Genomic DNA, 16,461 nt, shown 5'->3' with positions numbered 1-16,461 from the left:
TTGAGAAACTGATTTTTTTTTTTGTTTGTCCTGTTATTGCTTTCCCCAACCTAATCATCCCTTTCTATCTGTATTACTTGTTTTAGTTTAGCATTACGACCTTACGATAATAGGAATACTTAAGTTTCTTTTTTATAATATTATTTTTTACGATGTGAGTAGTATTATACTCAATAAAAAAAAAGAAACCGCTACGGGTTTCTTTTTTTTTTATTGAGCTTTTGTATGTGGTTCTTCGCTCAATTTACCATCAACAATTTTATAGACGCGGTCACAGAATTTAGTTAGACGTTGATCATGAGTAACCATAATTGTCGCCTTTTTATTTTCTTTTGTTTCACGCGATAAAATTTTCATCACTTCAAACGCTCGGTCTGAATCTAATGAAGCTGTTGGTTCATCGGCTAAAATCAAGCTTGGTTTCGTATAGAGCGCTTTTGCAATCGCCACACGTTGACGTTCCCCGCCTGACAAATCAGAAGGGTATTTTTTTTAATAAGTCGGTAATATCTAATTCAGTTAATAAACGATCTCGTTCTGCTGCGTTCATGTTATCTTTTTTCACCTTATCCGATAACGTTAGCTGTTCTGCAACAGTTAAAAACGGCACAAGGTTTGACGCTTGTAAGATGAAACCGACTTCTTGTAAACGCGTCGCAGCTCGTTGTTTTTCTTTCATGTTAGTAAAATCATGACCATTGATGAAGACACTGCCTTCACTTGGTGATTGCAGTCCGCCTGCAATCGTTAAAAAGGTACTTTTACCTGAACCAGATGGCCCTATAATCGCAATGAGTTCACCTTGTTCAGCGACAAAATTAGTGTTTTTCATTGCTTCAACCTTTTTATGACCTTCACCGTATGTTTTATTGGCATCTTTCAATTGTAATATTGACATATCCTAACCTCCGATTGCTTTCAATGGATCAATTTTCACGATCGTACGAACCGATACAAGTGCACCGATAATCGCTACGATGATAAAAAGAATCGCATAAAAGACAAGTGTAATGTAATCGATTGAAATTGGTACGGCAGCTGGTAAGGCAGCTCCAGTAATCGCCGTTAACCCAAACCCAATCACAACGCCGATAAATGCTAAAATAAATGTTTGTGCTACAACTGAGCGGGCTAAGAAACCACTTGAAATCCCTTGAGCTTTCATCACACCGAACATACTCACTTTTTGAATTGTTAACACATATAAGAAAATAGCGATAATGATTGACACAATCACAAACAAGAAAATAATCATGAAGTTTAATGTTAAACTTTGTGCCGAGTAACCCGGTAATTTTTCAATGAATGTTTCTGTTGTTGTGACTTCAAAATCACTGTTTACGTCCACCTTACTTGCCTTATTACCTTTTAAGGCAATCGCATTAATTGCAAAGTTATCATCTTCAGCAATGCGGTCGAATTTAATGTCTTGGTATGTATCCATTGATGTATATAAAACAGGTGCTGCATTAAATTTAGCTTTTGGTGTAAAACCAACAATCGTCACCTTCTTATCTGACGACGCTACTTTAAATGTATCCCCTACTTTATAACCATCTTCTTTAAGCGCATCTGCGGCCACAACTTCGCCGATTTTGCTAAATGCTTTACCTGACGAAAGCTCAGGCATTACAAATGACTTTTCATCAATTCCGAAAATTGATACCTTTTCTTTATCCTCTGTTTTTACTTTTTGAATAACAGTTGATAAGTTACCTAAGTAGGCTTTGTTTTTTTCTGGTACATCAATCTTTTTACCCTCTGCTAACGAAAATGATGATGATGGTAAACTAATATCTGAATCTGCTGTTAAAATAATGGCTGATGCACCCCATGAATCAACGGCCTCACGATTTAAATCTTTCAAACCATTTGCTAAACCTGATAGCACAAATACTAAATAGCTCACTAAGACTAACACACCAATAATTAAACCATAACGTAATTTGGCATGCTTTATTTCTTTCCATCCTAAAAACATCGTCTGTCTCTCCTTTTTTACTTATCGTTTGATAAGTGAATTTCCGTAAAAAAAGCCTTAGTTAAAAGGCAACTAAATCATGTGTTTATCTTACTATACCTTCCAATAAAAAATCAACACTTTCGCTTACTTTAATTAGCAGTTGTTCTTCTGTTTGGTAGGGTATCTTTAAAGATACAAGTGACATCAGGACTCCAAAGGTATATTGTGTCATTGCTTTAGCGGATTTATCAGCTCTTATTTCATTCGCACCTTGTTTTTCTTCAAAAAAAGCAATCATTGGGATAAAGTAGGTCGATTGCCATAATTGAAACAATAACAATTGATTTTCTGCTGATATTTGTGAATTGATATCATTGACCATCATCGCTAAATTTGAGGGATGTTCCACAATTAATAATTTAAAATATGCCGTCAATGCTTCTTTAGCTGTTTTTCTTTCCATTTTGAGCTTATCGATGCCTTGACGGACATCTGTGGTAACTGCTTGAAGGACTGCGACATAAATCATTTCTTTATCCTTAAAATGATGATAGAGTGCTGGTTGCGTAATATTACTTTCTTTCGCGATTTCACGCGTTGTTACAAAACGATAGCCTTTATCCATAAAAAGACGCTCTGCTGTAACGATGATTCGTTGTCGCGTTTTTTGCATTTCTAACGCTCGATTAGTTTGTTTAACCATCGAAGTTGCCTCCTTCAAAGGAATTGGAGCTGTGTTACTTCTGTGTTTATCTTAACGATTGACTGATTATTTGTCAATTGCGCTAGCCATCAAAGCCACGTGCCTTTGCTTGCTGTTTACCTTCGCGACATATATCTAGAAAAGGACATTCGGGACATCTCGGATTACGGGCAGTGCAAAAATAACGACCAAAGAAAATCATGCGATGATGTGAGACTGACCACAACTCTTTTGGTATTTTTTTTTTGCAAGGTTGACTCGACTTCTTTGACATTGTCTTTGTAACGACAAATACCTAGACGTTTCGAAATACGTTCGACATGTGTATCGACCGCAATCGCGGGATAATCAAAGGCAACTGACATAACAACATTGGCGGTCTTTTGCCCTACTCCCGGCAAAGCGACTAAGGCACTCATTGATTCAGGCACGGTATCGTGATAGCGTTCATGGATAATCTTCGCAGTCGCTTGAATGTTTTTTGCCTTGTTGCGATAGAGTCCAATCGATTTAATATCGTCCATCAGTTCCTCGAGTGGTACCGCGAGATAATCAGCGGGACAGTGATATTTGGCAAACAAGTCGGCGGTGACACGATTAACAAGTTTATCGGTACACTGAGCACTCATCATCACAGCGACGAGTAATTCAAATGGATTTGCATGAACAAGTTCACAATGAGCATTCGGATAAAGACGGCCCATTTCAGCAACGACTTCGGTTGTTTTTTGTTTTGAAAGCATAATGACCTCCTATGGCTTACTTCGATTGATTATCTTCGAGCCAGTTATACATTTTAAATGGTTTAACTGGTTTTGCTTCAGATGTTAGATTACGGGTCGAACCTGTATGATTTTTCATCGTGTAAGCCCCAAATTGTTCACTCGCTTTTTTAGCATCTTCAAGTGTTTTTACACCTTCATTGCGCCAATTTGTTAAAATACGATCAATGTAACGGATATTCTTTTTACCCGCAATAACACATTCCTTTAAAGCTTCTTTAATCAACTCATTTGAATGCTGTTCTTTTGTCCAATTGGCAATCGTTTCTCCTTCAATTGGCGATAATTGGCGGCTGAATTCTTGCTCAATTAACGCATAAACACTCATATCGAGTTGGGCTTTTTGTTCAACTTGGGCTTCTTCAATTTGATTCAAAGCTTGCAAGGCAATTTTTTCCCATAATGGGGTTAAATCATAACGTTCTGTTACACGTCGTTGCGCATCAATTTCGGTGTTAATCTTCAATACTTTTTGATCAATTAAGCGTTGAATGCGAATGTAACACTCACTTTGTGAGACTGACATCCGTGTGCTTAATTCAGTAATTGGTGGCAGTACTTGTCCTTGCTGAATGTAGGCATGCAAGTGAATCAGCAACAGTACATCCGCATCGCTAAGACCTAATTGATGGTGATATTGCAACAAGGGTAATGGCACATTTGCCGCTCCACTCATCATGCTTTTTGCTAAAAATTGATAATCCATCTGGATTCCTCCTTCTCTGAATAAAAACGCACCACCATGCTGACATGATGCTGCGCTTAAATGTGTGATTGACTAACTTAATTTCACTGGCTCCTTTGCCGATGAAAAAAATCGGCATGGTCGACAGTTCCAATTTCTACAGTTCAGAACGGTTGAAGCCACTTTTGTTTTTCATATCCCTATGGGTAAATACGGTTTAATAAACGAGGGAATGGAATTGTTTCACGAACATGGTCAACACCTGTTACATAAGCAACAAGGCGTTCTAATCCTAAACCAAAACCAGCATGTGGCACATCACCAAACTTAGTAATATCGAGGTACCATGAGTAAGCTTCTGGATCTAAACCGTGTTCTTTAACGCGTTGTAACATTAATTCTGCATCGTGAATACGTTCTGACCCACCAATGATTTCACCGTAACCTTCAGGCGCAATTAAGTCCGCACATAATACGACTTCTGGGCGGCCTGGTTTTGGTTGCATGTAGAATGATTTGATGGCTGTTGGGTATTCTGTGATAAAGACAGGTTTATCGAAGTGGTTCGCAATCGCTGTTTCATGTGGCGCACCAAAGTCATCGCCCCATTCAATATCATCAAAGTCTAATTTATGTAACAATTCAATCGCTTCGTCGTAAGTGATACGTGGGAAGTCGCCTGTTACAAGTTCAAGTTTTGATGTGTCACGGCCAAGTACATCTAATTCCAGTTCACAGTTTTTAAGCACTGATTGAATAATATAAGACACATATTGTTCTTGAATTTCGAGGCTTTCTTCGTGTTCAACAAAGGCCATTTCAGGCTCAATCATCCAAAATTCAATCAAGTGACGACGCGTTTTTGATTTTTCAGCACGGAAGGTTGGTCCGAATGAGAACACGCGACCCAAAGCCATTGCTGCAGCTTCCATGTATAATTGACCACTTTGAGAAAGAAAGGCATCTTCATCGAAATATTTTGTATGGAATAATTCAGTTGTGCCCTCAGGTGCACTTCCTGTTAAAATCGGAGGGTCCACTTTTGTAAAGCCATTGTCGTTAAAGAATTCATACGTTGCACGAATTAATTCGTTACGTACTTTCATAATCGCATGTTGACGTTTTGAACGTAACCATAAATGACGGTTATCCATTAAGAATTCAGTACCGTGCTCTTTTGGTGTGATTGGGTAATCTTTCGCTTCAGCAATTACTTCAACTGATTGAACACCCATTTCAAAGCCGAATTTAGAACGTGAATCTTCACGGATTTCACCTGTTACATAAAGGCTTGTTTCTTGTGTAATGTGTTTTGCTAAATCGAACATTTCTTCTGACACTTCGGCTTTAACGACTACACCTTGCATAAAACCAGAGCCATCACGCAATTGTAAAAAGGCGATTTTTCCGCTTGAACGTTTGTTGTCTAACCAACAACCGATTGTAACGACTTGTCCAACGTAATCTTTAGCTTGCTTAATTGTAATTTTCACTTGTGTTCCTCCAATAAATATTAGTGTTGTTTCGTTGCTACGAAGTTTTTCATTCGTCGTACTGCTTCTTCTAGCAAGGTTAACGATGTTGCATACGAGATACGAATGTAACGTGGTGTTCCAAAGCCGGAGCCAGGAATAACTGCGACCTGTGCTTCTTCTAACAAGGCGGTAGCAAAGGCATCCACCGTGTCATAACCACAGTTAGCTGCCGCTTCACTGACGTCGATAAAGAGGTAAAACGCACCGCTCGGTTTATCGACTTGAAAGCCTGGAATCGCAGTGATTTGTGGGTAAATCGTATCTAAACGTTCACCAAAGGCTTGTTTCATTGTCGCGATGGCCGTTTGATCGCCTGTATATGCGCCTAAGGCTGCATATTGGGCAATCGAGGTTGGGTTACTTGTCGCGTGACCATTTAATTGGGTCATCGCTTTAATAACCGTCGCATCACCAACTGCATAGCCAATTCGCCAACCCGTCATTGCATGCGATTTAGAGACACCATTAATAATAATGGTTAACGCCTTAATCGCTTGACCTAATGAGGCGATTGAAACATGTTCTGCCTCACCAAAAAGTAATTTTTCGTATATTTCATCCGAAATAACCATAATTTGATGTTTGACAGCCACATCCGCAATCGCTTGAAGCTCTTCTCTATTATATACCGTTCCGGTTGGATTACTAGGCGAATTAATAAAAAGGGCCTTTGTTTTTGGTGTGATTGCTGCTTCAATTGCTGTGGCAGTCACTTTAAACTGATTGGCATGTTTCCCTTCGATAATAACGGGTACACCATCGGCCAATTTAACCATCTCAGTATAGCTCACCCAATAAGGTGATGGAACAATGACTTCATCGCCTGGATTTAAGATTGTTTGACATAATGTGTAAATTGCATTTTTAGCGCCGGTTGTAACAATCACTTCGTCTGTTGTATACGTCAAACCATTATCAACAGCTAACTTATCAACAATCGCTTGTTTCAGTTCAATCACACCACCGACTGCGGTGTATTTTGTTTTCCCTTCATCCATCGCTTGTTTGGCAGCCGTTAAGATGTACTCAGGTGTATTAAAGTCCGGTTCACCTGCGCCAAGGCCAATCACATCCATACCGGCGGCCTTCATTTCTTTTGCTTTACCTGTGATTGCTAATGTTGCTGATGGTGTAATATTTAACGCGCGTTGCGATAATGTAAAACTCATCTTTACGACCCCCTTATAAGTTGTTAATCTGACGATACCAAGCACCTGTAATAAAGTTAATTTCAAAATAATTCAAGGTACCATCTTCTTTACGATATGAAATTTCCCAAATTGGTGTTCCCTCATCCATCCCAATGTTGGTCGTTAAGATTTTTGCTGGCTGTTTCTCTTTGATGGCGATATTATTAGCATCTTTTTTACTAATACCATCACTCATTCGATAACTAACAACTTTAGAACTTTTATTTGTTTTTTTACCACGTGGAACAAAAACGGCGGTTTCAACCCCTTTTTTATTTGGACCAACGATGACTGAATACGTATCTTTAATGCCGTTATAGTAATAAAAAGCGCTAATTGATTGAATGCCTTTTTTTTGCTTGGGCAATTTTAAATGCCTCGGCCTTCGCCTCACGTTTTGGTGCCGTTGCAATCATATAACTCACAACTAAAAAAACAATGATAGCGACAATCAAACCTGTTACTATCCAAGGCCACTTTTTTTTTCTTTTGATAGCCTTTGTTTTGCAGTTTTATTTTAATAAGTCTCACACTTTCTATCCTTTATTTTAATTCTCTTAAAGTCATATGCCTGTGCTAGTCTTACTTGCATATTATAGCAATCTTACGCCTTAAAATAAAGCGAAAGTTATCATCTCAACATAATGTTTAAGCCGCTTAGTCCTCGCTATTTAGCGGCAACCATTCGGCCACTGCTGGTAGAATCTCTGCCCGACTTCCCTGTACCATATCCACGAATGGGATTGACTGCAAGAAGGCCTGACCAAAATCGGTTTTATCAATCCGCTGGTCAAACACAACAATAATTCCCCGGTCATTTTCATGTCGCATTAACCGGCCAAATCCTTGGCGAAAACGCAGAATTGCTTGCGGCAACGCGTACTTTCTAAAGGCGTTTTCTCCCTGTGCCTTAAAACGTTTCATTTGCGCTTTCATATACGGATCTTCGGGTGACACAAATGGAAGGCGGACAATTGCTAAGCAGCTGAGCGCTTCACCAGGAATGTCTAATCCTTCCCAAAAACTGGTCGTACCGAGCAATATCGCCTTATCGGTTCGCTTAAACTGTTGGATTAAACGTTGCGTACTGCCTGAGGTCAGGTTCTGTGCCAAAATTCGGTAGTTCGCCAATTGCTTGTTATGATTTAGTTTTTGATAGGTTGCACTCAGCATGTCGTAGGCGGTAAACAACACGAGCATGCGTCCATTTGTTTGCTGTGCCAACTCACTTAAATAACGCGCCAAATGATCAACGTAAGTGTGCAACGACACTTCTTTCACTGATGGCATGTCGTTCGGTAAACACAGGCGTACATGCGTTGCATAATCAAAGCTTGCCGCCAACAACATCGTCGGTAATTCATCTTTTCTAAAACCGAGTTGCTGTTCGAAGTAAGCAAACGATTGATTCGTGGCCAACGTCGCTGAGGTTAAAATAACCGCTGCATTGGATCTAAACAGACTGTTTTGAATCAGGTCAGCAGTTTCTAACGGTTCACCCATCAAACGGCTCCCATTACGACTGTTCTTGCGGTCCGTTTCATACCAAACAACCATTGGTACTGTCGAATCAGCCATTAAGCGCGTCAGTTGTTGTTGCATCTCAATTGAAAAACTAAGGGCACGACTGACTTCTATTTCAAACAGCGGTTCACCTTTCACAGCTTGTTGCTGTTCAAGCTCAGTTAGTTGAGTGACTAAGGTTGTATATAAGTGTTGACAACGACGATAGATTTTTTGTACCTGTGGGCGCAGTTGCGTTAACGTTTCTGTTTGCCCATCTGACAACGCCACTCTAAAAGCACTCGGTCGTTTCTCTTTTTCACGTAAAAACAGGTCATTAATGTCATCAAATAATTGCGTTAAACCTAGGTCAAGGCTCGTGACTGTTAGGCCAATATCGAATAATAACGGTTGTAATGTCGTTTCTTTTTTCATTATGCTCCAGCCGTTCTCTTTATGGAGGGCGGCAATGCGATTCAGCATAAAACGGGCCTGCTGCAACGAAAACTGCGCCCCTAAAAATTGGCGGGCTGAATCTGGAATATGGTGCGCTTCATCAATAATGACATGGTCATAATCTCCTAACACATCAACCTGTTCAACCGTATCGAGCCAAAGCGTGGCATGGGTTGTCACAATCAAGTGAGCGGCAGCCGCTTTCCGTTTCATCCGCTGATAAAAATCATATGGCTCATAGATAGAGCCATCATCCTTAGCACTACTCGTAATTTGATAGACGATGTTTTTACCACCACCCGGATGATTAAGTTCGGTTAAATCGCCGGTGTTCGTTTGTAATAACCAGATGAGTAATTGCGCCTTTGTTAACGCCTCATCATAATTCGTTGATGGCCCATGCAGCACAGTGGCAAATTTCGATAAACTGATGTAATGCAATCGGCCTTTGACGGTGGCAACCGTCACATCAAACGGTAACATTTGCTGTAGACGGGGCACATCTTGACTCATCATTTGATTTTGTAACAACAACGAATACGTTGCAATCACGACCGGTTGACCCGTTTGCGAAAAATAGGCTGCTGGCAATAAGTAGCCGAGCGTTTTGCCGATACCAGTTCCTGCCTCAATCGCTTGATGATGATTAAGTCGTAATTGCTCATAGACGGTATCCATCATCACAAATTGATTCGGACGTGGTTCAAAATCGGGGAAAACCGCACTAATTAAGGCCTGTTTGGCCCTTTCTTCATGCGGATACACGCTGTTTGACACAGCCTTGTTTGCAATCGCTTCAGGTGTTTTAAACACCAACCCTTCAAAAGCCGTCCACTGCGGATCAAGTAACTGATTATGACGCTCATTATAAGAGATACACTCGTATAATTCGTTCGAAAAATCACTGAGCAATTCAGGCATTAACGCGTATAGTTTTTGCAAGACTGGCAAGGGCAGTTGTTTAATGGCAGTCATTGCCTTTAAAAACAAGGCTGCCGTTGCTAACGTATCACTTGCAGCGGAATGCGGTTGATCATGGCTAATATTAAATTCTTCACTTAAATCACTGAGACGATAACTGTCTAATGTTGGATATAAAATACGCATTAACTCAACAGTGTCAATTTTACGAGCAATCGTAAAATCATAGCCAAGTCGATGTGCTTCTGCTTCGATAAACGGCCAGTCAAACTGGACGTTATGAGCGACAAATACGGTATCACTTAGAAGACTTGCAATAATTGCCATAATATCATCGATATAAGGTGCCCCAGCGACTTTTTTAGTCGTTATTTTAGTGAGTTCTGCAATAAACGGTGGTATGGTTCGATCTGGATTTACGAGCGTCGAAAACTCATGGACAATTTCACCATGCTCAATTACAATCGCTGAAAATTCAATGATGCGGTCGCCTTCCTTTGGACGATGACCTGTTGTTTCGATGTCTACAACAACGTAGCGCGTCACACGAGTTCCCTCTTTTCTTTGATGCCTTCATTCTGTTTACAATAATCTCTATTATTATAACAAATATACCCTTACTTTTACAGTTGTTAGGTGAATAACCGTGATAACAAAAAAGGAACCGACAATATGTTGTCGGTTCCTTAAGACTGAAGATAAACGGTTGAAAGTACTTTTTTATTCAGTGACAACTGAATGGATTAAAGTTGGTTCAACACCGCTATCGGCAATCGTAATGTTGTCGTAAATTTTAGCGATAACATCCGCCACATTTTCGCGGTTGGCATAAATTGTTACGAGTGATTCGCCTGCTTCAACAGCCTCGCCCACTTTTTTGCGGAGCATTAAGCCAACTGCTAAATCAATCTCGTCTTCCTTCGTCGCACGGCCTGCACCGAGCAACATCGCAGCAATCCCAATCTCATCGGCAACCATGTTAGCGACAACACCCGTTGTTTTAGCAGGCACCTCGATTTTGAATTGCGCTTGCGGTAAACGTTCTGGGTGATCAACAACTGAATCGTCGCCACCTTGATTGCGTAAAAATGTTTTGAATTTTGCTAACGCTTTACCGTTGGCCATCACTTCTTCTAACATAACGCGTGCTTCGGCTAACGTATCCGCTTTTTTTGCTAACACAACCATTTGCGAACCTAATGTTAATACAAGTTCAGTTAAATCGGCAGGGCCTTCGCCTTTTAATGTATCAATTGCTTCTTGCACTTCAAGTGCATTACCAATTGCATAACCAAGTGGTTGCGACATATCTGAAATAACGGCCATCGTTTGGCGACCAACGTTATTACCGATACGAACCATTGCGTGTGCTAAGTTTTGCGCATCTTCTTCCGTTTTCATAAAAGCGCCAGCGCCGGTTTTAACATCTAACACAATTGCATCAGCACCAGAGGCAATTTTCTTACTCATAATTGAACTTGCAATTAAGGGAATCGAGTTGACTGTACCCGTTACATCACGCAACGCATACATTTTTTTATCCGCCGGTGTTAGGTTCCCTGATTGACCAATCACCGCTACCTTATCGCGGTTAACGATTTCCATGAATTTCTCATTTGAGATTTCAACATGGAAGCCTTTAACAGCTTCAAGTTTGTCGATTGTTCCACCCGTATGACCTAAGCCACGCCCTGACATTTTAGCTGTTGGGATGTCTAACGCCCCAACAAGTGGTGCTAATACAAGCGTTGTTGTATCACCAACGCCACCAGTTGAGTGTTTATCAACTTTAATCCCTTCAATACCCGATAAGTCAATCGTATCACCTGAATTGACCATTGCCATCGTTAAATCCGCGCGTTCAGAATCTGTCATGTCTTGGAAAAAAATCGCCATTGCTAGAGCACTTGCTTGATAATCCGGAATGTCGCCTGCTGTATATCCGTCGATGAAGAAGTTAATTTCTGCTGTTGTTAATTCTTTACCATCACGTTTTTTTTGCAATAATATCAACCATTCTCATGTAAAATCACCAGTCCTTTGTCAATTTAGTTCGTACCAATCAATTTGTTCTGTTGCACGCGGACGCTGACAGCATCACATGCTTTGTTTATTAATAAATTAAACCTACGATTGTTGCTGTTAAGAAGCTAACTAATGTCGCACCATAAAGAAGACGTAAGCCGAATTTTGAGGCCAAGTTCCCTTTTTCTTCGTTAAGTCCTTTGATAGCACCAGCAATAATACCGATTGACGCAAAGTTAGCAAATGACACTAAGAATACTGAAACAATCGCTGTTGTACGACCAGAGAAGTCATACGTATTATTCGCTAAGAATTCCATTGCAACAAATTCATTTGAGACTAATTTAGTTGCCATCACACTACCGGCATGAATTGCTTCCGACCACGGCACACCCATTAAGAAGGCAAATGGTGAGAAGGCATAACCGAGCATGTCTTGGAATGAGATGCCGAAGATAGCTGAGAAAATCCCGTTAATTAAGGCGATAATCGCGATGAAACCGATTAACATTGCACCAACGGTAATGGCTACTTTGAAACCATCCATAATGTATTCGCCAAGCACTTCGAAGAATGATTGTTTATGATCTTTTTTTACTTCTAAAATATCTTCACTTGGATCAACCTCATAAGGGTTAATGATTGACGCGATGATAAAGCCACCAAACAAGTTCAAGACGATTGCTGTTACAACATATTCTGGTTCAAGCATTGTCATATATGCACCAACAATTGACATTGATACAGTTGACATGGCTGACGCACATAAGGTGTACAAACGTTTTTCATTCAATAAACCTAGTTGATCTTTAACTGAAATAAAAACTTCTGATTGGCCTAAAATAGCTGAAGCAACCGCGTTGTATGATTCTAATTTACCCATACCATTCACTTTGCTTAGGAGGTAACCAATCCCACCCATAATGACCTGTAAGATTTTTAAATAACGTAAAATACCGATTAAAGCTGAAATAAAGACGATTGGTAATAAGACGTTTAAGAAGAAGTTTGAGCCGGCATCTTCGTTAAGCAAACCACTGAAGACAAAGTTAACACCTTCGGCTGCATACCCTAATAAGAATTCGAACCCTTTAGCAAACCCACCAATCAACACATTACCTAAGCTTGTATTAAGTAACAATGCCGCGAGTAAAAATTGTAATACGAGCATTATTGCAATTGGACGGTATTTGATTTTTTTCTTTTCCTTACTAAATAACCACGCTAAGAGCAAGACGACAATCAGACCGATAATACCAATTAAATATTTCATCATAGACCACCTTTTATTAGTTTAATATTGCAATCGTTTCCATCAAATATTATACAACATCTTGAAGGCTATTGGTGAAAAATAAGAGAAATTTTCAAAAAACTTAGCTCATTAGGATTAGTAATTCGAATCTGATGTGCCACCTGCGATGATTGTGACACCTGCACTTGCGCCAATACGTGTTGCGCCGGCTGCGATCATTGCATCAACGTCTGCTTTTGAACGAACGCCACCTGATGCTTTAACACCGATGTTTGGTCCGACTGTTTGACGCATTAGAGCGATGTCTGCTACTGTTGCCCCTCCCGTTGAAAAACCTGTTGATGTTTTAACAAAATCAGTGCCGGCAGCGACTGCTAATTCACAGGCACGTACTTTTTCTTCATCTGTTAATAAACATGTTTCGATAATTACTTTCACGAGTGCTTGGCCTTTAACCGCTTCAACCACTGCTTGAATATCAGCTTGCACTGTTGCGTTATCGCCATCTTTTAAAGCACCAACGTTAATCACCATATCGACTTCATCGGCTCCGTTTGCCACAGCATCTTTTGCTTCTGATACTTTAGCAGCAGTTGATGTTGCACCTAAAGGGAAACCTATAACAGTACATACTTTAGCGTAGGCGCCTGCTAATTTTTCTGCTGCTAACGGCACCCAGTAAGGGTTCACACAAACTGAAGCGAAATCATGTTCGCGTGCTTCCGCAATTAATGTTTCTACTTGTGCGCGTGTTGCGTCTTGTTTTAATAATGTATGATCAATCATATTTGCTAATGTCATGATTAAATCACTCCTTTTCGTTTAATAGCTTGAGTATACTACATGATGAACGTTTGTGCAAACAACCAAAGAACTTTTGTTCACATCGAGTTATTTTATGTCGAAAACGTTAACAACGCTTTAGCTGTCTCGTAATCAAGCAAGAGAATGTTAGCATATTTCCCCTTTAAGGCGGCATCAATCGCCTGCACTTTTCGCACCCCACCGGCCACAAGAATGGCATGTTCTTTCATTTGTAAGTCCGCCAGTTCAATTCCCATCGTACGATTATCAATCGTTGGTGCACAGATGGCACCACTAGCGTCGTAAAAACGGGAACAAATATCACCGACTGCCTTTGTTTTTAGCAGCTCTATTTCAGCCGCAGTTAAATAACCCAGTTGAAACAGCAGCGCTTCTGGCCGTACTGTACCGACAGTGAAAATCGCGGTATTCGCACGTTTACCAAGGTTACTTACCGCTTGAATGTGACGGTCTTTTTCTACAACTTGTTTCGTCACTTCATTATCAAACACAACCGGTAATGGTAAGGCGTGTGGCATTGTCCGAAAGGCGCGGGCAAAGGTATTTAACGTTTCGTTGGCATTGGTATCGACCTTCGATTGGCTGATGCCACCCTTTAATTGCACCACTTGGATGTTTTTGGTTTCTTGCGGTCGCAAATGTTTGGCAATCGCCTCAATCGTTTTGCCCCAACTGACACCGATAACGTCATCATCCTGCGTTAGCGTTTCGATGTAACGGGCGGCAAACTCACCTAAGGTATCATACAATTTAGCTTCAGAAATGCTTGGTGCAAACACCAGTTGAACATCTTTTAGTTGATAACGCTCTCGCAATTGACGTTGCACGCCTTCGATATCACTGAAGGGATCGGCAATTGTAATTTGGACGTAGCCTTTTTCTTTGGCATAGGCTAACAGACGCGACACAGTCGGTCGTGATATTTGCAGTTGGTTGGCAATTTCTTGTTGGCTTAATTCGGCTTCATAGTATAGCCGTGCGACATTCACACTGAGTTGTCCTTTTTCTGTTGGCATCTGGTCGTCTCCTTTAGCTTCTATCTCTTTCTTTAAATGATAGCGATTTATCATCTTAAAAGCGAGTGTTGTTTCACAAAAAACAAAATATCTTTAAACTAGACATACTTGTAGTTACTAGTAATATCAGTGTAACCCTAAAGAAACCTATTGACAATCGCATAGATATGTTCTATCAAATCGGTTGTTTTAAACGGTTTTTTTTGACATTGTAAACGCTCAAAGAAATATTAAAGTGGCATTAAGTTGCTAACGGGATAGAAACGGAGCGTATTAACAATGAAAACACACTTATTTTATTTATCACCCTTTTCTGTTTAGGCATTAACGGCACTGTCTTAGCTGCCAATACAGGTGATACCAACTGGGCCAATGAATACCGCATTTGGAGTCCCAATGACCATACACCTGCTCGAAAAAAAGATAATGGAACGGCTTATTATCAAAAAATCAAGACATTAACTAAAGGACTGCTTTATATTAATGTCTGGGCTGCCCTAAGTGATGGGACTGATGTTTCTGCCGGTCACACGTATAAAACATACAAAGGTGATGTCACCTTTGTATATAACCTTGCCCACGAAAAACATCCTGGCAAAAAAGTTCGAATTGACTCGCAACGGTTTGGTAATGGATCAGCCATAGGCGTTTGGAGTCCCGACAGCTTAAAATAACCTTTTATCATCCCGTAGCAGCTTTTATTTTTTAATCAAAGGACGTGTTTTTATGACAAAATTTATTTGGCAGCGGATGCAGCGGCAAAGTTTTCACGTCGGCATTTGGCTCGGTGTGTTACTCGCCTTGCTACATGTATTCACACGCGTATTGCCACTCATAACCTCAAATGATGTTCTGTTTACACCGTTTACGATGTGGCTTGGAATTGATTCCTTTAGTGTCCTCAACCTCCTCTTTTATTTGTTATTGCCCTTTTTAAGTAGTTTGGCCTTTGCCGATTTCCTTAAACGTGACATTACGAGTGGATTTTTACAACAAATAAAATTAAGCTTGCCGATTCGACGGTATTACCGCATCATTTTTTGGGTCACCTTCATTAGCGGTGCCTGTCTCATCGCTTTACCGCTTCTGATTAATTTAGTCGCAAGCAGTTTAGTTCTACCGAGTTACCTTCCTGACGAACTCCTCAATAATAACATCGCAATGCGGGCTAATAGTACCTTATTCGTTGGTCTTTATTATAGCCATCCTGTATTACACCAACTGTTTTACCTTTTACTAGCTGCCATCTTCGGTGGTTTTGGTTTGTTTGCTTGTTTTACGTTGGCATTATCTCTCTGGCTTAAACAGCCTTTAGTCGCACTATTTGCCGCTTTTCTTTTACAACTCCTCCTTTATTTACTCAATTCACTCCTATTTATGAACACGACCATCACACCCTTTGACTTTTTACCAGAAACAGTTTTATTGCGGAGCGTGCAGTTAAGTGTTGTCCTCAGTACGGCCCTTTGCTTGATTGTTTGTTCATCGTTGTTCTATGTAATTGGAGTGAAACGTCATGTTTGGCTCTAAACAGTTTTTTCGATCAGTGTTTGATCAACAATGGCGTCAATTAGTTCTTTGTTCACTCATACTCCTGACGAT

The 16,461-nt window shown here is 40.3% G+C and carries 11 protein-coding genes and 3 pseudogenes; 1 reads left to right on the top strand and 13 read right to left on the bottom strand.

What is annotated here, in order from left to right; genetic code table 11:
- Window positions 1-210: 210 nt before the first annotated feature.
- From BCAMP_RS08750 to BCAMP_RS08690, 13 genes and pseudogenes are all read right to left on the bottom strand, one after another.
- Window positions 211-898, bottom strand: a pseudogene (locus tag BCAMP_RS08750) (ABC transporter ATP-binding protein).
- Between the two features lie 3 nt (window positions 899-901).
- On the bottom strand, window positions 902-1,981 hold the full coding sequence (locus BCAMP_RS08745; protein ID WP_035315031.1) for an ABC transporter permease: 1,080 nt from the start codon (window positions 1,979-1,981) through the stop codon (window positions 902-904).
- 85 nt (window positions 1,982-2,066) lie between these two features.
- Window positions 2,067-2,666 carry a TetR/AcrR family transcriptional regulator gene (locus BCAMP_RS08740; protein WP_035315030.1) on the bottom strand — a complete coding sequence of 200 codons (600 nt, stop codon included), beginning with the start codon at window positions 2,664-2,666 and terminating at the stop codon, window positions 2,067-2,069.
- Window positions 2,667-2,748: 82 nt separating this feature from the next.
- Window positions 2,749-3,409, bottom strand: a pseudogene (gene nth / locus BCAMP_RS08735) (endonuclease III).
- 16 nt (window positions 3,410-3,425) lie between these two features.
- The gene (locus BCAMP_RS08730; protein WP_051456991.1) at window positions 3,426-4,154 is read right to left on the bottom strand and encodes a DnaD domain-containing protein; all 729 of its coding nucleotides are present in this window, start codon (window positions 4,152-4,154) and stop codon (window positions 3,426-3,428) included.
- Between the two features lie 179 nt (window positions 4,155-4,333).
- Window positions 4,334-5,626 carry an asparagine--tRNA ligase gene (gene asnS, locus BCAMP_RS08725; protein WP_035315029.1) on the bottom strand — a complete coding sequence of 431 codons (1,293 nt, stop codon included), beginning with the start codon at window positions 5,624-5,626 and terminating at the stop codon, window positions 4,334-4,336.
- Between the two features lie 20 nt (window positions 5,627-5,646).
- Window positions 5,647-6,837, bottom strand: a complete 1,191-nt coding sequence (locus tag BCAMP_RS08720; RefSeq protein WP_035315028.1) for a pyridoxal phosphate-dependent aminotransferase — start codon at window positions 6,835-6,837, stop codon at window positions 5,647-5,649.
- Window positions 6,838-6,850: 13 nt separating this feature from the next.
- Window positions 6,851-7,225: a cell wall elongation regulator TseB-like domain-containing protein gene (locus BCAMP_RS08715; RefSeq protein ID WP_051456990.1), complete on the bottom strand. Its 375-nt coding sequence runs from the start codon at window positions 7,223-7,225 to the stop codon at window positions 6,851-6,853.
- A 290-nt stretch (window positions 7,226-7,515) separates the two neighbouring features.
- A complete protein-coding gene (dinG, locus tag BCAMP_RS08710) occupies window positions 7,516-10,284 on the bottom strand; it encodes an ATP-dependent DNA helicase DinG (protein ID WP_051456989.1) in 2,769 nt (922 codons plus the stop codon).
- Between the two features lie 174 nt (window positions 10,285-10,458).
- Window positions 10,459-11,761 (bottom strand): annotated as a pseudogene (locus BCAMP_RS08705) (pyrimidine-nucleoside phosphorylase).
- 90 nt (window positions 11,762-11,851) lie between these two features.
- Entirely contained in the window at window positions 11,852-13,036 is a 1,185-nt protein-coding gene (locus BCAMP_RS08700) for a NupC/NupG family nucleoside CNT transporter (RefSeq protein WP_035315027.1), read from the bottom strand.
- A gap of 117 nt (window positions 13,037-13,153) precedes the next feature.
- Window positions 13,154-13,819, bottom strand: coding sequence for a deoxyribose-phosphate aldolase (gene deoC, locus BCAMP_RS08695; RefSeq protein WP_035315026.1), 666 nt, complete (start codon window positions 13,817-13,819; stop codon window positions 13,154-13,156).
- A 95-nt stretch (window positions 13,820-13,914) separates the two neighbouring features.
- A complete protein-coding gene (locus BCAMP_RS08690; protein ID WP_035315025.1) occupies window positions 13,915-14,859 on the bottom strand; it encodes a sugar-binding transcriptional regulator in 945 nt (314 codons plus the stop codon).
- Between the two features lie 726 nt (window positions 14,860-15,585).
- Here BCAMP_RS08690 and BCAMP_RS08685 point away from each other — a divergent pair.
- Window positions 15,586-16,389, top strand: a complete 804-nt coding sequence (locus tag BCAMP_RS08685; protein ID WP_035315024.1) for a hypothetical protein — start codon at window positions 15,586-15,588, stop codon at window positions 16,387-16,389.
- Window positions 16,390-16,461: the final 72 nt, after the last annotated feature.

Source organism: Brochothrix campestris FSL F6-1037 (assembly GCF_000525915.1).
In the GTDB taxonomy this organism is placed as follows: Bacteria; Bacillota; Bacilli; order Lactobacillales; family Listeriaceae; genus Brochothrix; species Brochothrix campestris.
This window is presented reverse-complemented; position numbering and strand designations above follow the sequence as displayed.